This window comes from Alloiococcus otitis ATCC 51267 (assembly GCF_000315445.1).
Taxonomy (GTDB): Bacteria; Bacillota; Bacilli; order Lactobacillales; family Carnobacteriaceae_A; genus Alloiococcus; species Alloiococcus otitis.
This window is the reverse complement of sequence record NZ_JH992958.1, coordinates 282,227-300,833: the sequence shown is the minus strand read 5'-3', so window position 1 is coordinate 300,833 and position 18,607 is coordinate 282,227. Positions and strand designations below refer to the sequence as shown.

Genomic DNA, 18,607 nt, shown 5'->3' with positions numbered 1-18,607 from the left:
GGGATAAAACGATAATCCCCATTCACTTGCTTCATCAGACAGCTCAAAAACTTTAAACGGGTAGGAGACCCAACCTGGCTTTTGTCTTGATTGACGATTAACTTTAAGTCTTTTTCAATAAAGCGTGTGATGCTGTTCATTACCCGTTCACCGGCTCGTTTTGATTTAACGTAGATGACAAAGTCATCTGCGTATCGGACAAATCGGTGACCACGGTTAACCAACTCTTTATCCAGTTCATGTAAGTACACATTACTCAAAAGCGGTGATAGAACACCACCTTGTGGTGCCCCTGTTTCACTTGCGATAAATTCGCTAGTCAAATCAATTACACCCGCTCTCAAAAACTTACGGATAATTTTCAGTATCATTTTATTTTGGATGTACTGTTCAAGATAATAGATAAGTTTGTCGTGATTGAGCGTGTCAAAGCATTGTTTGAGGTCACAATCAACTACAACTCGATAGCCTTCTTTATAATACTGTGCACATTGTTTGAGAGCACTGTGCGTGCTTTTCCCTGGTCGGAATCCGTGACTGTTGTCATAGAAGTGCGGGTCTATAATCGGTTCAATTACTTGCCGTATGGCTTGTTGAACAACTCTATCCCGCACACAAGGTATACCTAACTTTCGTTTTTCTCCATTCGGCTTTGGTATTTCTACTCGTTTAACTGGTTGAGGCTTATACGTTCCATCAAGTAATTTCTTCCGTAAGGGTTGATAATACGTTTGAATGTGCTCCTCTATCTCAAAAACGGTCATACCGTCAATACCTGCAGCGCCTTTGTTCCGTTTAACGGCTTTGGCTGCTGTTTCCAAGTTTCTTCTGTCAACAACTTGCTCCATTAAGTTTGGAGACTTACGATACATTTCTGTCATTTCACCTAAAGTTTACTAGACGCATCGGCTTACCCTTTCGGTTCCACCTATTCTCTCCACCGATTGCCAATCTCTTCGATTGTTTTCTGTCCTATTCGTAAACTTTAACCTCCGTTCTATACTTTGTATGAATATTGTTCAGTCCTTCGCTACAACGTAGCTACTATGACCTCGGCTGACTTCTCACTATTCGTTGTTACTACTAAACGCTAGTGAGACCTCCCCGAGTAAGGTGTGACAACCTTCCACTCATGTCACTGCTTCATTTACTGAAAGGGACTTGTGCAGTATTGGACTTTACTTTGTTATGCAAGCTCATCCATCTCAAATCAGCCTTGATATGAAGTTTCTGTTCGTCAGTGCGAGTGTTTGCCTCCAGCTTCCTTCAGATTCCACCTCACGATGGACACCCTTGCCTTCAGCTAACAGTTCCTACTGCCAGGCCTGCAGTGGACTTTCACCACCAAGTTGTCACCCATGCCGGGCGCACATACAGAAACCCCCTGGCCCATTGTCTTGGACCAGGGGGGTTTTTTTCTTATCTTTTTAAATTTAAGCCTTTATTAAGCTTCTAAGAAGTCATCTGCTTCATAGGCTGGATTAGGGTAGGTGTAGAAGCCTTTACCAGCTGCTCGACCTGTTTCACCCTTGTCAATTTTGTCATTTAAGAGGTCTAGGATCTGGCTTAGTTTGTCGACCTCTTCTTCATCGCCAGCTTCTTCAGCCTTGTCTTTGTTAAGGTCAATAATATTTTTCATGGTTTCTAAACCGACCGTGTCAATAGAAGCGAAAGGTCCTTTGTCACGTTTGTAGCCTAGAATCCAAGTCCGGTCAATAGTCTCAAGGTCAGCTGCACCAGTTGCCAAGAGGTCTAAGGCATTGGTCAAGTAAGGAATAAGGATGGAGTTGACAATGTAGCCATCTTTTTCCTTGTGGAGGGGTAGGACCAACAGACCAATATCTCTGGCAAAGGCTTGGAGTTTGTCAAAGAATTCATCTGACGTCTTGGTCCCTGGCATGACTTCACCACTGTTATTTTTCCAAATACGGTTGGCAAAGTGGAGGGCAGCAAATTTCTCTGGTCGGTCCGTCATCCCTTCCAAATCGCTTGGTAGGAGGGTGGAAGTGTTGGTTGCAATGTAAGCTTCCTCTGGTAAGACCTCAGCCAAGTCACCGTAGAAGGATTCTTTGATATCAGGGTTTTCAGACACTGCTTCAATAACTAAGTCTACATCGGAAGCCGCCTTTTTAATATCTGAGGACAAGCTAATCCGGTCCAGGTATTCATTGGCCTGGTCTTTTGAAACATCCATGTCTTCAGCATATTCCTTAGCAATTCCTTCTAGGGTTTCCTTACCATTTTCGATCGCTTCTTCATCAATATCGTAAAGAACAACGTCAAAGCCACCGCTAGCAGTCAGGTAAGCAATCTGGGACCCTAAGACACCAGCTCCAGCCACCATGACTTTTTTAAAGTCGTGTTTGAGGTCTTGAATCTCTTTCGGATTTTCAAAGAAGTCGTCTGCTTCAAAAGCTGGATTAGGGTATTCATAGAAACCTTTGCCGTCAAACTTACCAGATTCGCCCTTGTCAATTTTGTCTTGGGCAAAGTCGATAAAGTCTTTCCGCCAGTCTTCCTTGGTTTCTTCATAAATGGCCTTCATTTGTTCAAGCGGAGTGCCTAAGCCAATAATATCAATCATGGCAAATGGACCCATTGGAGAGTCATGGCCTTTCATCCAAGTCTTGTCAATCACTTCTGGTTCAGCAATTCCATTGGCATAGAGTTCTATTCCTGCGCGAAGAAGGGGGATTAATAAGTTATTTAAGACATATCCAGCTTTTTCAAAGTTGAGTTCGATCGGGGTCATGTGAATGTCACGGGCAAACTGTTTAACTGTTTCGTAAACTTCTGAATCAGTGTCTTCAGTCCCCATCACTTCTGCCATGGGACGGTCCCAGATTTCATTGGCAAAGTGGAGAGCCAAGAACTTATCCGTCCGACCAGTGGCATCCTTGAAGTCACTTGGCAAGAGGGCAGAACTGTTGGTCGCAAATATGGTATCTTCTTTCGCAACCTTGTTCAAGTCCGAGTAAAAGTCTTTTTTGACATCTATATTTTCCGCAATAGCTTCAACTACCAAGTCAGCTTCAGAAGCAGCTTCTTCCAAGTCGGTTGTGATGGTAATCCCATCGACCACTTCTTTCAGTTTAGCTTCATCAATACCCAAGTCTTCCTGGTAGCGAGGAATAAGGTCTTTTAGCTTACCACGAGCTGCTTCTGCTGCATCCTCATCAATATCATACAAGGTGACATTAAAGCCTGAAGCTGCGGTTTGGAAGGCAATCTGCGAACCTAAAACGCCACCGCCAGCAATCGTTACCTGTTTAATCAAAAAACATCTCCCTTTCGTTTTCCTATTCTGATAGAGTAAGATTTCTGAAACATTCACCAAGATAAGAGAAGGGGTGAAAATATCTTGACTAGCTTTGTGAACCCAACTTTTATCTTATTAATTTCATTATAGTAATAACTGGGAGATATAACAATCTTTAAGCTTGTGAAAATATCTCAATATTAAACTGTCAGCAATCCCGCTTCGCCCTGTCGTTTTAGTATTTGATTTATGAATATTTTTTGAACTGTTTAAGTAAAAGAGAAGAAGCTGATTGAATTTTTTTCACAATCATACTTTTCTAGCTTATACACTATTTAGTATTATCTAAACCTATCAAATTGCACAAGTAACTAAAACAAACATAGAAAAAGACTGAAGAGGAGACTTCACCTCTTCAGTCTTTTGTCTGGTCTTTATCAAAAATATTATTGGGCAGTATAGCCACCGTCAACTAGCAAGGTTGTGCCGTTCACATAGCTTGCATCGTCACTAGCCAAGAATAAAACGACTTTGGCAATTTCTTCTGCAGTTCCCAAGCGACCTTGTGGGTGGAGGGCTTGTAATTCTTTAAGGGTTTCCTCGTCCACCTCATCCAAAAGGGCAGTTCTGACATAGCCTGGGCAAACAGCATTAACCCGAACACCCTTGTCAGCATAGGCTGTACAAATGTTTTGGGTTAATAACTTAACCCCGCCCTTGGCTGCAGAGTAGGCAGTTGGGTTAGGTAGGGAGACAAAGCTGTGGATAGACCCGGTATTAACAATAACCCCGCCGGAATCTTGTTTTAAGAATTGTTTGATGGCATATTTGTCTGACAAGAAGACACCAGATAGGTTGGTATCGATGGTTTTTTTCCAGTCATCATAGGATAGGTCTGCAGCTTCGCCGTCTTTCGCAATTCCGGCATTAGCGAACATAATGTCCAATTGACCAAAGCGGTCGACTGTTTGGTCGACCAAGTTGATAATATCATCTTCTACTGTCACGTCAGTTTTAACAAAAAGGGCCTCATGACCTGATTCATTAATCTTGTCAGCCAGGTCTTTCCCTTGTTCGCCAATATCAGCGATTACAACTTTAGCCCCTTCTTTGACGAATTCTTCAACTGTTGCTTCCCCAATACCACTAGCTCCACCAGTAATAATGGCTACTTTATTGTCTAAACGTCCCATTAAATAAGCCTCCTTGAAGTGTCTTATTTTCGATCTGCTGACGGCAACAACTGTCTTCTTAACATTGCTCGATAGGGGCTAGTACCTGGAAAAATCATAGATTAATTCCTGTTTCTCTAACCAGGGCCCTAGCTAAAAAATACTATAAAGCCTCAGTTATCGCTTAATTTCATTGTATCCAAATGAAAAACATAGCACGAGTAAAACGCTTCACTAAAGAAATGTAAATTAATTGTAAACAAAGCTGGCATCCTGCTATAATCAGATTGTTTTATTGTGGTTAATATCACAATTTAGGATAACTTAAAAACTAGGCATCTGAAAAGTCACTATCTCAGCCCAAATTAAAACCCCCAGCTTCAAGGAAACTGGGGGTTTGAGTAGTGGATACCTTCATTTAGGCTTTTAAAAAGTCTTCGGACTGGTAAGCTGGGTCAGGATAGGTGTAGAAGCCTTTGCCATCAGCAGCCCCGCTTTCGCCTTTATCGATTTTTTCTTGTAAGAGGTCGATGATCCGTCCAAGCGACTCTTTCTCCTGGTCGTCTTCTGCTTGATCTAATCTAAGTTCGGCAATGTCCTTAGTTGTTTGTAGACCCACCCGGTCAATCGTAGCAAAAGGTCCTCTGTCTTCATCATAACCAATCATCCAAGTTCGGTCGATGGTCTCCAAGTCAGCAGCACCAGATGCTAGCAAGTCTAAAGCACTCAGCAAGTGGGGCGTCAGCATGGAGTTAATCAAATAACCAGCTTTTTCTTTTCGGAGAGGAAGGACAAGGAGGTGAATATCTCGGGCAAAAGCTTGCAATTGATCGAAAAATTCATCAGAAGTTTGTGTTCCCGGCATGACCTCGCCAGTATTTTGTTTCCAGATCTGGTTGGCAAAGTGAAGAGCTGCAAATTTTTCTGGCCGGTCAGTCATTCCTTCGAGATCAGACGGTAGGAGGGTTGAGGTATTGGTTGCAATACCTGTTTTATCCGGAATAACTTGACAAAGGTCACTGTAGAAGGATTCTTTGACATCAGGATTTTCCGAAACAGCTTCAATAACCAAGTCTACATCGTCTGCTGCCTCTTCAATATCAGAAGTTAGCTTAATTTGATTTAAATAGTCATTCGCTTGGTCTTGGGAAACACCCATGTCTTCAGCGTAATCTTTTGCACTAGCTTCTAATTTTTCCTTACCAGCTTCCAAAGCATCCTCAGAAATATCATATAAGACAACATCGAAGCCACCAGTTGCTGTTTGGTAGGCAATTTGAGAGCCAAGGACACCGGCACCTGCTACCAGTACCTTTTTAATATCATGTTTAAGGTCTTGGATTTCCTGCCGGTTTTCAAAGAATTCTTCTTGTTCAAAAGCCGGATTGGGGTAGTCATAAAATCCTTTCCCATCCTGCTTACCGGACTCACCTTTATCGATTTTGTCTTGTGCAAAGTCGATAAAAGTCTTGTGCCAGTCTTCGCCACTTTCTTCGTAAAGACTTTTGGCTTGCTCAAGTGGTGTGGCCAAGCCTACAATGTCTAACATTCCAAAGGGTCCTAAGGAAGAATTGTGGCCTCTTAACCAAACTCGATCAATGTCTTCATACTTAGCAATTTCTTTCGAAAATAGTTCTCTTGCTGATCTTAATACCGGGATCAAGAGAGTGTTTAAAACATAACCAGCTTTTTCAAAGTTCAGTTCAGTCGGCACCATACCAATATCTCTAGCAAATTGCTTGACTGTTTCATAGACTTCAGAGTTAGTATCCTTCGTCCCCATCACTTCAGCCATGTTACGGTCCCAAATTTCATTGGCAAAGTGGAGGGCTAAGAATTTGTCAGTCCGGCCAGTAGCATCCTTGAAGTCACTTGGCAAGAGGGCAGAACTATTGGTAGCAAAAATCGTATCTTCTTTTGCTAGTTCATTTAAATCCGAGTAAAAATCTTTTTTAATGTCTAGGTTCTCTGCAATTGCTTCGACGACCAAGTCGGCATCCTGGGCAGCTTCCTTCAAGTCAGTCGTAATTTTGATACTGTCTGCTGCTTTTTGGAGGTCGTCCTCATCTAAACCTAAATCTTCAACATAACGGGGGATGTAAGCTTCAATTTTCTTCCGAGCGGCTTTGGCAGCCTCCTCATCAATATCATAAAGAGTCACATCAAAATCGTGTACAGCTGATTGAAATGCAATTTGACTTCCGAGTACTCCGCCGCCTGCTACCATAACATTCTTAACCAATATAAACACTCCTTAAGTCCTTTAATCTTACTAACTGGCTCTCGATCATTCTGACTTAAATAATTACTAGCTTTGTTGGCGAATTGATCTTGGGACTCCTTTCTTAGCTCGACTTGTGAAATTGACTTATTAGTTATTAAATTCATTATATTAAAACGGTTGATTATTATCAAGTGAAATAAATTGACTCTATAAGTACTGACAAATAAATAATTTTATTTTAATTTCACAATCGATTGTTATTAATTTTATTTATATTAAACTTCACATAGTCAAAGAAATTTATCCCACATCAAAACCGCCAGCTCTCTTGAACTGGCGGTTTTGATTGATATTAATAGTCTTAGCTAGTGTAATAAAGCAAGTGGTCCAAGTTATTGATTTGGATATCGGCCCTGGTCTTCTGGGTAATAAGCCCTTTCTCTTCTAATTCTTTAAATTTTCGGCTGATGGTTTCAGACCTAGTCCCCAAATAGGAGGCCAAGTCTTTCCGGGACATGGGCAGTTTGACCACCGGGCTTTCACTATCATTGTCGACCAGGTCTAGTAGAAACATGGCGAGGGCTTGTCCAACTTTTTCTGTCCCCACCTGACTGGTTTGTTTATAGGAGTCGTCTAGGCGTTTGGACATAATTTCGATAATTTTGAGGGAAATTTCTGGATGATCAAGTATGATTCGGTCTAAATCTGCCTTGTGGATGGTACAAATCCTAGAATCCACCAAGGCTTGGGCATAATCGTCATGGACAGTCTCTTCCATAAAGACATGACTTTCCCCAATAAAATCACCTGGACCCAGTATCTGAACCACCTGTTCCCGGCCATTGTGCAAGAGGCGGTAAACTTTAAGTGCTCCTGTGTGGACGACATAAAGAGCGTCAGTCCGGTCGCCAGCTTGGAACAAGGATTGGCCCTTGGAAATAGTCTTATGGTAGACCTTCTTGGATATAATTGCCAAGGAGGCGTCATCCAGGTGGTTAAAAATTGGCACTGAATTTAGGCAGGTTTGCTGGTGGTCGGCCATGGTCTCCCTCCTCTTCCATGATGGTCTGGTAGCAGTTCAACTTATTGGTCTTTAGCACTGGATTTTAAAACTTGGTAACCCAAAGCCTCAATTTTATTTGCGACAGCTTCAAGGGAAGTCTCCTCTTCGTCTAGTTTTAACTTGACCTTGCTAGCATTGAAGAGTACTTTGACACTGTCCTTGTCAACACCTTGAACATCCTTGACTCCGGCTTCAATCTTTTGCTGACAAGAAGGGCAGGTCAAGTCTTCCAGTTTTAAAGTAGCGATTTGCATGTTTACTCTCTCCTTTGTTTTACACTTCATCTATATTCTGCTTCAAGTTGGACTTATTAGTATTCCGTCTCAATTGGTCAGCTTGTTCCAAATCTTGGTAAACACTGGTAAAAGCTTGGCAAGCATCCTCGGGCAGGTCATAATGCCCCGTCACTTGGGCTAATTGTTCAAATTCTGGGTCTAATTCAGCCTCTCCCTGGTCTATCTTAGCTTGCATGTCCAAGTAAATTTGCCGTACTTGATAGACTTCAGGGTGGGCCTGACCGTGTACCTTGGTAATGGCCTTAGTATAAGTGTCTAATTCATTCTTTTTATCTTTGAGAAATGCAACTAGCTTGTCCATCTTCCTCCCCCTTTCACCTTTATCTTAGGCCTAAAATCCAAACTTTAAATTGATAGGAGTCAAGTTTTTCATTTAATCCTAAATGAAGGCAAATAATCAGGCAAAACCATTTCAAACTACTTGTTTTTGTAAGCTAACAAGCGGATAGCATTAAAAATAACAAGCAAGATACTCCCTTCATGGACCAGCATCCCCAAAGACATACTCATCCAAGGAGTCCACAAGAGCATAGCCACTAAAACCACCACAACCGAGATAGCTATCACGATATTCTGCTTCATATTCCGGCTGGTAGCTTGGCTGAGTCCCAAGGCATGGGTCAAATGGTCAAAATCTGATTGGACCAAAACCAAGTCAGAGGTATCCATAGCTGTATCCGTTCCTGACCCCATGGCAATGCCGATGTCAGCTTGGGCTAGGGAGGGGCTGTCGTTGATACCGTCCCCAATAAAGGCTAACTTGTGTCCTGATTCTTGCAAGTCCTTGACCAAATTCACCTTATCTTCTGGAAGCATCCCCCCAATGGCTTGGTCTAAACCGAGACTTTGACTGACCTGGTCGACGGTTTTTTGGTTGTCACCGGAGGCCAGAACCATGGTATCGATCCCATGCTGGCGTAATTGTGCCAAGTGGCCTTGGAGGCCGGGCCGGATTTGGTCACGGATGCCCATCAGACTTTTCACTTGCCCGTCGACTGCTGTGAGAACGATGGAGTTCCCTTTTGCTTGGAAGGCTTGACTAGTTTGACGGACTGATTCTGAAACTGGGATAGCTAATTTTTCCATCATGTAGAGGTTGCCACAAGCCACTGTATGTCCTCCTACTTGTCCTGTAATCCCGCCCCCCTTGATGGCCTGGATGTCGACAGCTTCTTTCAAGCTGCTTGGGCTGGGGTCCCCCAGATAAGCGAGGATGGCTTTGGCTAGAGGGTGGTCTGATTCCTGTTCCAAACTAGCCAAGTAGCTTAGGGCTTGGTCAAAGTCTTCACTAAAATACTGGGCATCGGTAACTTGAGCTTGGCCCAGGGTCAAAGTTCCTGTTTTGTCAAAGACCATGGTGTCGACTCCGGCGAATGCTTGAATCGACTCAGACCCCTTTAAGAGAACACCGTGTTTAGCTCCATTACCGATCCCTGCCACATTCGACACCGGGACCCCGATGACCAATGCTCCAGGACAGCCAAGCACCAAAATGGTGATGGCCAGTTCTATATCCTGGCTAAAAAGTCCCACCAAAATGCCAAGCAAGAGGACGCCAGGAGTGTAATATTTGGCAAATTTATCGATAAAGCGTTCAGTTGAAGACTTGGCATCCTGGGCTTCTTCAACCAGGCTGATAATCCGACCAAATGTCGTATCTTCACCAACCTTGTCAGCTTGGACTTGAAGACTGCCATTTTCCAGTATAGTCCCTGCCCTAGCTTGATCGCCCTGGCTTTTATAGACAGGACTTGATTCTCCGCTAATAGCAGCTTCATTCAAGTAGCCTTCCCCCTTGACAACGGTCCCGTCAACTGCCAGTTTGGCCCCTGTTTTAACCAAGACCACATCCCCCTCTTCTAGCAAGTCTACATCCCTTTCTTGAAAGGACCCATCTTGTGCTTTTACTAGGGCTGTTTCTGGGGCCATCTGACTTAGGTCTTTAATGGAAGACCGGGTATAGGCCAGGGTCTTGCCTTCTAACCAGGAACCAAAGAGGAAAAGAAAGGTCACCACAGCCGCTTCTTCCACATTCTCAATAACCATAGCCCCGATGGCCGCTATAGAGACTAAGACATCAATCGAAACCACTTTAACTTTTAAAGCTTCCAGGGCCTGGACCAGGATGGGCAAAGTCCCCAGGATGCCTGCTAGGGCAAAAGTCCAAAAATAAGTGGACCTTGATTGCCAAACAAATTTGGCGATAATGCTAGCTATAAGTAAAATAACTTGACCGACCATAATCTGATTTTTATGGCCCAGTAGCCAGGTCTTAACTTTTTGCATGATTGACCTCCTATAGTAAAATTGTTGTATCTTTTGATACTTCAATCTTACATTGGATCACTTGACCCCTCATTGACAGTGGTCAAGTTTAGACAGCCCAGTTTATTTTTCCCCTAACATGGACTAATTGCCTTTAAGGTCGACAAATAAAAACCCCCACTTATCATCCAATAAGTGGAGGTTCATCAGTTTAAGCTTCCTCTATAGCTAGGCCAATCTAGGCTTTTAAGAAGGCATCTTGTTCAAAGGCTGGGTCAGGGTAGGTGTAGAATCCTTTGCCAGATCCCATACCGCCTTCGTTTTTATCTATTTTTTCATTTAAGAGGTCTAGGATTTTTTGAAGTTTTTGACCTTCTTTACTGTCGCCAGCCTTGTCTCTTCTTATGCTGATAATGTTTTTAACCGTTTCTAGGCCAATTCGGTCAATCTTAGCGAAAGGTCCACGGTCGACTTGCTGGCTGATCATCCAGGTTTTATCAATCGTTTCAACTTCAGCTGCACCGCTAGCAACCAAGTCCAAGGCTGCGATAAGGTGTGGGATCAAGATGGAGTTTAGGATATAGCCATCTTTTTCCTTTTTAAGCGGTAGGACTAATAGGTGGATGTCCCGGGCAAAAGCCAAGAGTTTGTCAAAGAACTCATCAGAGGTTTGGCTACCGGGCATGACTTCACCAGTGTTGTTTTTCCAAATTCGGTTAGCAAAGTGGAGAGAAGCAAATTTTTCTGGGCGGTCAGTCATTCCTTCTAGGTCACTTGGAAGGAGGGAAGAAGTGTTGGTTGCAATATAAGCTTTATCTGGCAAGACTTCAGTCAAGTCACCGTAGAAAGACCGTTTGATGTCAGGGTTTTCGGAGACCGCTTCAATGACCAAGTCTACATCGTCTGCCGCCTCTTTGATATCAGTGGTTAGGCTGATATTGTCCAAGTACTTGTCTGCTTGGTCTTGGGACACGTCCATGTCTCCTGCATATTGTTTGGCAATGTCTTCCAGTCTTTCCTTGCCACTGTCAATAGCATCTTGGTCGATATCGTACAAGACCACTTGGAAGTCACCTGTTGCAGTCAAGTAGGCAATTTGTGAACCAAGGACACCGGCACCTGCTACCAAGACTTTTTTGAAGCCGTGTTTGAGTTCTTTTATGTCTTCAGGGTTGTTAAAGAAATCATCTGACTCAAAAGCTGGGTTAGGGTAGTCGTAGAAGCCTTTGCCATCTTGTTTTCCAATTTGACCTTTTTCAACTTTTTCTTCAGCTTCCTCGATGTAGCCTTTCAACCAGTCTTGTTGGTTGCTTTGGTATTTGGTTTTAGAAATTTCTAGGTCTGTCCGTAAGCCTATCATGTCTAAGATACCAAATGGACCTAAGCCATTGCCCCCAGCCTTCATCCAAGTTTTGTCGATAACATCAACTGTTGCAATGCCTTTACCTAGGAGTTCCTTAGCTGCATCTAAGATAGGGATCAGGAGGGAGTTGAGGACATAGCCTGCTTTTTCGAAGTTTAATTCGATCGGCACCATGTGAATGTCTTGGGCAAATTGTTTAACGGTTTGATAAACTTCTGGGTCAGTATCTTCTGTTCCCATTACTTCTGCAATATTCCGTTTCCAGATTTCATTGGCAAAGTGGATGGCTAGGAACTTGTCTGGACGGCCTGTAGCATCTTTAAAGTCACTTGGTAGGAGGGAGGAGCTGTTGGTCGCAAAAATAGTGTCTGGGCCAGCTGCTTCATTCAAGTCAGAATAGAAGTCTCTTTTAATGTCAAGGTTTTCGGCAATGGCTTCAATCACCAAATCAGCATCCTGGGCTGCTTCTTTCAAGTTAGTGGTGTAAGTTATATTGTCCGCAATTTTCTTCAATTCATCTTCGTCTTTGCCCAAATCTGCAACATAGCTTGGGATGAAGTTGTCGATTTTTTTGCGGGCTGATTTGGCAGCATTCTCATCAATGTCATAAACGGTTACATTAAAGCCGGAAACAGCGGTCTGGAAGGCAATCTGCGAACCTAAAACGCCACCGCCTGCAATCGTTACATTCTTAACCAAAATAAAACATCTCCTTGCATCTTATTTTTTATTATTTTTGCCAATAACTGGGCAGAATGAAATCGTTTGCATTCATGAAACAAAATCAGACTACCCACTACCAGGCTGTCTCTCAAGCCTCGGTCAATAATATTATACATTTTTCACAAAGATAGGACAAGTTAAATCCCTCAAAGCAAAAAAGGCTACCCGACTGAGTAGCCTTTTGACTGCTGTGATTAATTTTTTAGTTCTTCTAAAACCTGGTTTTCCAAGTCAGAAGGTCGACCGCCGTACCGATCTTTAAAAACTTGGTAGACCTGGTCCGGCCCAATTTCTTGGATCACAGAGAAAGGTCCCCATTCTAAATCCCGGGTGATTTGCCAGACCTGGTCTATGGTATCTTTTTCACTAACTCCCTTAACATAGAGTTTTAAGGCCCCTTCTAAGACACTGGTCAAAAGTCTAGTGTAGATGGCCTGGTCTCGGTTCTTGTCTGGGTCTTGCGAGGTCTGACCAAAATCCTTAAAGCCAATATCACTGGCCTGGTCGGTAAAGCCCTCTTCTTGGAAGGCAGGGGTCCCATCATAGTCATAAAAGCCCTTGCCGTCTAATTTACCCCCTTGACCTTTTTCAATCATGGACTCAAATAGGGCAACCGTATCCTTAAGCCAGTCTTCAGCCTGGTCTGGGTCAGCTTCTACCTGGTCTTGGAGTATATTCTTCGGTGTTTCAATCCCAATGTGGTCAACAATACTAAAGGGTCCGTCATGGGCACCGGTTGCCTGGATCCAAGCCCGGTCAATGTCCTGGGCTGAACTATCGCTTGTCGCTAGGAGGTAGTAGCCAGCATTGAAAAAAGGTCTCAGTAAGCTGTTTAAGATATAGCCCGACTGCTCCTTAAACAAGGGGATAGGGACCATGTTAATAGCCTTGGCAAAGTCGACTGCCTGGTCAAAGCTTTCATCGGATGTCTTTTCCGTCCGCATTATTTCAGCAATATTCCGGTGCCAGATTTCATTGGCAAAGTGGATGGCTAAAAATTGGTCTGGTCGGCCAGTTTCTGCCATAAAATCAGAGGGCAGGAGGGTTGAAGTGTTGGTAGCAAAGAGGGTGTGGTCTGGGCAAGCCTGGTTGAGGTCTTGATAAAAGTCCTTTTTAACTGGCAATTTCTCAATAATGGCTTCAATCACCAAGTCAGCTTCTTTCCCAGCCTCCTTGATGTCAGTGGTGTAAGTAATGCTGTCAGCTGCCTGTCTTAATTCATCATGACTATAGTCTTTTTTTGATTCTTTTTCAAAGCGGGGGATGTACTGTTCAATTTTATTCTTAGCCCCATCTAAGCCCTCTTCGACCACATCGTAAATGGTGACTTTAAAGCCAGACACAGCAGTCTGGATGGCAATTTGGGACCCCAAGACTCCTCCACCTGCAATAGTAACGTGTTCAATCATGCAAACAACTCCCTTTCTTTCCTTGTCTTTCTTCCAATCTTAGCTTCATTATAGGATTTTAGCTTTGTAAGCGCAATCAAATTGCTTGTGTCAAGTCTTCCAAATGAGAATTGGCTAGCTTTAACCCCTTTAGAAAGGACTGTGGGCAAGGCAAATCCAGTGTGAGGGAAATTTCAGGTTTGGAAACATACGTTATTCTCAAACTGGAAGTCAAGTTTGAGAATTTTTTCCTGGAATTCTCAAACAACATTGGTTATTCGAGAATATTCCTGGTTTTTCTCAAACAACTCTTGTTATTCGAGAATTCACCAATATTTTTCTCAAACAACAAATGTTATACGAGAATTGCTATAGGTGATCTAAGAACAAAAGTTATATTTAAATCTTACACAAAGACAGTTCCATAGTTTTCCAAAATCTACCAAACCGGGCAAGGTCATTAAGCAAGATACCCTCCAAACTAAAAACGAGCCTACTGGAGTCCAGTAGGCTCGTTTTCTTCTAAGCAAGGACTAGCTGGCTGGGCCAAGAATACTGGCCCAACTGCTAACGGTTATTCATTTTGTGGCGAGATATTAGCAAGGGCTAAAGCAAGGTTAGGAATTTAGCATTTTTAATCCTCAGCCAAGTGAACGTCGACAATTTCCACCTTGATTTTTTCTTGGGGAAGGTCCACTTCCACCTGGTCACCGACCTGCTTGCCTAACAAGGACACTGCCATGGGAGACTCATAGGAAATAATACCAGCCAAGGGGTCAGCTTCTGCCTTACCGCCAATGGTGTAAGTCTCTTGGTCCCCGTCTGGTAATTCTCTAAAGGTAACCGTCTTACCCACGGCTACCACCGGACTTTCACCCTCTCCTTCTTCAATCAAGACCACATTGTCTAGCATATTCTCCATTTCCTTGATCTGCTTTTCAACATACTTGTATTCATCTTTGGCCAAGGTGAAGTCTGAATTGATGGGGATATCAGCATTCCCCCTCGCATCTTTCATCCGGTCAAGCATTTTGCTGGACTGGTTTTTTAAGTCCTCTAGTCGCTTTTGCGATCTTTTGAGACCCTTTTTAGTCATCGGAAATTTATTGTCCATCTTACAAACTCCTCTCTTTAGACCAATCAGTCTTTGTAAGACCTTAAAGGACCATAACAGTCCTATTATAGCACACAAGACCATATATAGATATACCAGGCACTTCACCAGGCCTTTAAGCTTCAGAGTCATCAAAACGATATGACAAGTTGCTAAGACCTTGCTTTAACTCGTCACTTCCTTGCTAAGCACTTGACTAGTCAGTCAGGCCTTGCTTTTGTATAATGAGTCTAGGAGGTTTTGCCCATGACTGATAATCCAAAAGATATTTCCAAAGAAGAAATCCAAGACAAATTAGCTGACTTAGACAATTGGGAATTAGTGGAGGGCAAGAAAATTAGCAAGTCCTATTCCTTTGATGACTTCAAACAAGCCCTCGACTTCACCAATAAAGTTGGCCAAGTAGCAGAGGATATCAACCACCACCCCAATATCTTTTTAACCTGGGGCAAGGTCAAGATAACCATCCACACTTTCCAAACCAATAGCTTAACCGCAAATGACTTCAAATTAGCTCAGAAAATTGACCAAATCGATAGCCAGTAAAAAGGAGGATTAAAATGAATCCTCTTCTATGGCTTCCGATTTTAATCGTCTTGATTATGGTCCTCAAAGAAAATAACGATACCGACGATTAAATAAACAAGCGACTTCCCGTCCAAGAGGCGGAAAGTCGCTTTTCCTTATTTATGGTAGGGTTCATTGCGGATAATTCGAAAGGCACGGTAGACTTGCTCGGCTATAATCAACCGCATGACTTGGTGGGGGAAGGTCATTGGGCCAAAGGAAAGCCGGTGCTGGGCCCGGTCAAGAACCTCTTGGCTTAAGCCCAAGGACCCTCCAATAATAAAGGTCAACTTACTCTGGCCGTAAGTCATCTTGTCCTCCAAGGTCTGGGCAAAGTCTTCAGAAGTCATTTGCTTGCCGTTTAGGTCCAGGGCAAAGACAACTTCTTGGCTAGAGAGCTTTTGTAAAATTCGGTCGCCTTCAAGAGCCTTGACCTGGTTCATTTCTGCCTGGCTTAAGTTTTCGGGGGCCTCTTCATCTGCTACCTCCACAATCTCAAACTTAGTATAGGCTCCTAAGCGCTTAGCATACTCCTCAATTCCCTTCTTTAAATACTTTTCCTTTAACTTACCCACAGCAATGACTTTAACCTGCATCCATGTCTCCCTTCGCTTATCCACTGACTTATCCACAATTGTGTATAAAATGTTCCCTTTACAAAATATCAACCTTATATTGACAATAATTTAAACCAAACAAGAGTGTACTTTATTTTTATCCCTTTCTTTTATCCACACTTATCAACAGCTTTTTTACACATCCAGTCTTATTTCACTAGGTTAAAAAACCTATGCCTAAAACCTTTCTAGGAGGTTACTTTAACTTTTCCATCCCTTTATCCACAATCCAAAATCGTCCTGTGGATACTTTTAGCCTATGGTTATCAACTTGGCCAAGGCTTATTAACACTGTGGATAAATTTGTTCACAAGAAGTATCTTAACAGATATTTTACTGGAAATAAATCAGTTTTTTCCACAGTAAAAAGGCCGGGCTTGAAACAACCCAGCCTGATTGATTTAATCAGTTATGTTTCCTTGTTTACATTGAGAGAATATCTTCGGTTTCCATGGTAATTGGCAGGGTCATACTCTCCCCTTGACGGATAATGTCAATTTCTACTTCATCACCAACCCGGGTTTCATAGACGGCTTGGCGGAGTTGCATGCTATTTTCAACCTCTTGGCCGTTAAAGCCAACCACAATATCTCCGACTTCTAGGTCAGCATTGTCGGCAGAAGTGCCAGGAGAGACATCCATGATGACTGTACCGGATTCAACTTCCTGGTCTGTACCGGTGATTTCAGCTATTTGCTCTTCAGACAAGAGGTTAATATCTAGGAGGGAGACACCTAGGATTGGTCTAACAATTTCACCATTGGCTTCTAACTCTTCAATAATGGATACGGCATCGTTACTTGGGATGGAAAAGCCCATGCCTTCCACTGCATTGGAGGAAATCTTCATAGAGTTGATCCCGATCACTTGGCCACTGGCGTTAACCAAAGGACCACCTGAGTTGCCAGGGTTGATGGCTGCATCTGTTTGGATAGCAGACATTTCCCAGTCCATGGTCCCGTCATTGTCAATATCGACAGGAACTGTCCGGTTAACCCCAGAAACTACCCCGGAGGTAACGGACAGGGCAAAGTCACTGCCTAAAGGAGACCCAATGGCCACAGCAGGTTCGCCTAAGGTTAAGCCTTCTGAATCGCCAAATTCTACTTCGGTATCGGCATATTGGGCATCAATAGCCAACACAGCCAAGTCTGTGTATTCATCAGCTCCAACGATTTCAGCTTCGACTGTCTCCCCGTTAGAGAAGAGGACATCAATGGCATCGGACCCTTCCACCACGTGGTTGTTGGTGAAAATATAGGCTTGGTCGCCATCAATTCGGTAAATAGCCCCACTACCGGTGCCGGCTTCGCCAAGGTCACCTTCTGCCTCCTCTTCTTCCGGCAATTCTAAGCCAAACTCCCTGAAAGGATTTTGTATCCGTTGTTTGTTGATAATGGTCACAACAGCATTTTCCACATTTTCAACAGCTTGGGTCACATCAGTCTGGACAGCCACTTGCTGGCCTTCTTGGTTTTGTCCCTGGTCTTGGCCTTCCTGGTTTTCGGTGGTTTCTTCTTCCTGGTTGGGTGCTTGACCGCTTTCAGGGTCTTGGCAAGCTGCCAAGGTTAAAGTGGTGGCAGAAGCGATAAGTAAGGATTTAAGTGTCTTTTTCATTCATATTCTCCTTTACCGAATTTCTCTCCCTTATTATAAATCATTGGTTTGAAAAAGACATGAAAGAATTTCAAATCAATTGTAACCGCTAGACAATGAACAAGGGATTGGGTTCATAAGGGTCAGTATCGTGCAGTTCATACTGGTAGTTCACACCTGTGTCTTTTTGGTCTAAGATCTCTTCGGCTGTAGCATGGGCAATATTTTTCATGTTGTTTTCTAAGCTCAAGTGTCCCAAAAAGACATTCCGGGTCTTGTCACCCACTATTTCTGACAGGGCCAAGGCACTGTCTTCATTGGACAGGTGGCCCTTGTCGCCTAAAATCCGCTGCTTGAGAGGCCAAGGATACCGCCCCATCCGCAAGAGGGATAGGTCATGGTTGCTTTCAAAAAGGTAGGCATCCGCATTCTTCAAGTAAGCCCGCATCCGGTCACTGACATAGCCTGTATCGGTCAGGATAACAAAACGCTTGTTGGCCTTTTGGAAGCTATAAAATTGGGGGTTGGCTGCATCGTGTGACACCCCAAAACTGGACACATCCAAGTCTTGAAATATTTTCGTTTGGTCTTTATAGAAATGGTGCTGGTGGGCAGGGTCAACCTTGCCAATCTTCTTAGCCATGGCCTGCCAAGTCTCTTCATTGGCATAGATATCCAAGTCGTACTTGCGGGATAAGACTCCGACACCCTTAACGTGGTCATTGTGCTCATGGGTGACCAAGATCCCGTCCAAATCATCAGGTTTACGGTTAATCTTAGCCAAGAGTTCCTGGGCTTTTTTGCCCGAAAAACCACAATCAACTAATAATTTTACCTGGTCTGTTTCAATGTAAGTCATATTACCAGTTGAACCACTGGCTAATACGCTTACCCGCATGTCATCTCCTGTTTCCTTATCCATGACAATTCTCCTAACACTTTATCTTCATCGTTATAAGT

Annotated in this window: 15 protein-coding genes; 1 reads left to right on the top strand and 14 read right to left on the bottom strand. The window is 43.3% G+C overall.

The genetic code is table 11. The annotated features are described in order from the left end of the window. The 11 genes from ltrA to HMPREF9698_RS03855 all read right to left on the bottom strand — a co-directional run. Positions 1–881 (bottom strand): group II intron reverse transcriptase/maturase (ltrA, locus tag HMPREF9698_RS03905; RefSeq protein ID WP_003777502.1); only part of this gene is annotated, 881 nt, incomplete at its 3' end. A gap of 563 nt (positions 882–1,444) precedes the next feature. After that, on the bottom strand, positions 1,445–3,277 hold the full coding sequence (locus tag HMPREF9698_RS03900; protein WP_003777501.1) for a 3-hydroxyacyl-CoA dehydrogenase: 1,833 nt from the start codon (positions 3,275–3,277) through the stop codon (positions 1,445–1,447). 428 nt (positions 3,278–3,705) lie between these two features. After that, the gene (locus tag HMPREF9698_RS03895) at positions 3,706–4,452 is read right to left on the bottom strand and encodes an SDR family NAD(P)-dependent oxidoreductase (RefSeq protein WP_003777499.1); all 747 of its coding nucleotides are present in this window, start codon (positions 4,450–4,452) and stop codon (positions 3,706–3,708) included. Between the two features lie 397 nt (positions 4,453–4,849). After that, positions 4,850–6,682: a 3-hydroxyacyl-CoA dehydrogenase gene (locus HMPREF9698_RS03890; protein ID WP_245530956.1), complete on the bottom strand. Its 1,833-nt coding sequence runs from the start codon at positions 6,680–6,682 to the stop codon at positions 4,850–4,852. Between the two features lie 334 nt (positions 6,683–7,016). Next, positions 7,017–7,697, bottom strand: coding sequence for a Crp/Fnr family transcriptional regulator (locus HMPREF9698_RS03885; protein WP_003777495.1), 681 nt, complete (start codon positions 7,695–7,697; stop codon positions 7,017–7,019). Between the two features lie 41 nt (positions 7,698–7,738). Then, positions 7,739–7,972: a heavy-metal-associated domain-containing protein gene (locus tag HMPREF9698_RS03880; RefSeq protein ID WP_003777494.1), complete on the bottom strand. Its 234-nt coding sequence runs from the start codon at positions 7,970–7,972 to the stop codon at positions 7,739–7,741. A 19-nt stretch (positions 7,973–7,991) separates the two neighbouring features. Continuing rightward, entirely contained in the window at positions 7,992–8,315 is a 324-nt protein-coding gene (locus HMPREF9698_RS03875; protein WP_003777492.1) for a hypothetical protein, read from the bottom strand. A 116-nt stretch (positions 8,316–8,431) separates the two neighbouring features. After that, complete coding sequence (locus HMPREF9698_RS03870) at positions 8,432–10,300, bottom strand: heavy metal translocating P-type ATPase (RefSeq protein WP_003777490.1); 1,869 nt, start codon at positions 10,298–10,300, stop codon at positions 8,432–8,434. A 217-nt stretch (positions 10,301–10,517) separates the two neighbouring features. Then, the gene (locus HMPREF9698_RS03865) at positions 10,518–12,341 is read right to left on the bottom strand and encodes a 3-hydroxyacyl-CoA dehydrogenase (RefSeq protein ID WP_003777488.1); all 1,824 of its coding nucleotides are present in this window, start codon (positions 12,339–12,341) and stop codon (positions 10,518–10,520) included. Between the two features lie 218 nt (positions 12,342–12,559). Continuing rightward, on the bottom strand, positions 12,560–13,774 hold the full coding sequence (locus HMPREF9698_RS03860) for a 3-hydroxyacyl-CoA dehydrogenase (protein WP_003777486.1): 1,215 nt from the start codon (positions 13,772–13,774) through the stop codon (positions 12,560–12,562). Between the two features lie 613 nt (positions 13,775–14,387). Continuing rightward, a complete protein-coding gene (locus HMPREF9698_RS03855) occupies positions 14,388–14,867 on the bottom strand; it encodes a GreA/GreB family elongation factor (RefSeq protein ID WP_003777484.1) in 480 nt (159 codons plus the stop codon). Between the two features lie 246 nt (positions 14,868–15,113). On the opposite strand from HMPREF9698_RS03855, the gene HMPREF9698_RS03850 reads away from it, so the two are divergent. Further along, entirely contained in the window at positions 15,114–15,413 is a 300-nt protein-coding gene (locus HMPREF9698_RS03850; protein ID WP_003777482.1) for a 4a-hydroxytetrahydrobiopterin dehydratase, read from the top strand. 137 nt (positions 15,414–15,550) lie between these two features. Here HMPREF9698_RS03850 and rlmH read toward each other — a convergent pair whose 3' ends face one another. The 3 genes from rlmH to HMPREF9698_RS03835 form a co-directional block, all read right to left on the bottom strand. Next, on the bottom strand, positions 15,551–16,030 hold the full coding sequence (rlmH, locus tag HMPREF9698_RS03845) for a 23S rRNA (pseudouridine(1915)-N(3))-methyltransferase RlmH (protein WP_003777480.1): 480 nt from the start codon (positions 16,028–16,030) through the stop codon (positions 15,551–15,553). Between the two features lie 444 nt (positions 16,031–16,474). After that, positions 16,475–17,668: a S1C family serine protease gene (locus HMPREF9698_RS03840; RefSeq protein WP_003777479.1), complete on the bottom strand. Its 1,194-nt coding sequence runs from the start codon at positions 17,666–17,668 to the stop codon at positions 16,475–16,477. A gap of 88 nt (positions 17,669–17,756) precedes the next feature. After that, positions 17,757–18,569: an MBL fold metallo-hydrolase gene (locus HMPREF9698_RS03835; protein WP_003777477.1), complete on the bottom strand. Its 813-nt coding sequence runs from the start codon at positions 18,567–18,569 to the stop codon at positions 17,757–17,759. Positions 18,570–18,607 lie beyond the last annotated feature (38 nt).

Bases quoted from the DNA above. Each gene is read 5' to 3' on its own strand.
- HMPREF9698_RS03895 (WP_003777499.1), bottom strand. From the start codon at position 4,452: ATGGGACGTTTAGACAATAAAGTAGCCATTATTACTGGTGGAGCTAGT.
- HMPREF9698_RS03885 (WP_003777495.1), bottom strand. From the start codon at position 7,697: ATGGCCGACCACCAGCAAACCTGCCTAAATTCAGTGCCAATTTTTAAC.
- HMPREF9698_RS03880 (WP_003777494.1), bottom strand. From the start codon at position 7,972: ATGCAAATCGCTACTTTAAAACTGGAAGACTTGACCTGCCCTTCTTGT.
- HMPREF9698_RS03875 (WP_003777492.1), bottom strand. From the start codon at position 8,315: ATGGACAAGCTAGTTGCATTTCTCAAAGATAAAAAGAATGAATTAGAC.
- HMPREF9698_RS03870 (WP_003777490.1), bottom strand. From the start codon at position 10,300: ATGCAAAAAGTTAAGACCTGGCTACTGGGCCATAAAAATCAGATTATG.
- HMPREF9698_RS03860 (WP_003777486.1), bottom strand. From the start codon at position 13,774: ATGATTGAACACGTTACTATTGCAGGTGGAGGAGTCTTGGGGTCCCAA.
- HMPREF9698_RS03855 (WP_003777484.1), bottom strand. From the start codon at position 14,867: ATGGACAATAAATTTCCGATGACTAAAAAGGGTCTCAAAAGATCGCAA.
- HMPREF9698_RS03850 (WP_003777482.1), top strand. From the start codon at position 15,114: ATGACTGATAATCCAAAAGATATTTCCAAAGAAGAAATCCAAGACAAA.
- rlmH (WP_003777480.1), bottom strand. From the start codon at position 16,030: ATGCAGGTTAAAGTCATTGCTGTGGGTAAGTTAAAGGAAAAGTATTTA.
- HMPREF9698_RS03840 (WP_003777479.1), bottom strand. From the start codon at position 17,668: ATGAAAAAGACACTTAAATCCTTACTTATCGCTTCTGCCACCACTTTA.
- HMPREF9698_RS03835 (WP_003777477.1), bottom strand. From the start codon at position 18,569: ATGGATAAGGAAACAGGAGATGACATGCGGGTAAGCGTATTAGCCAGT.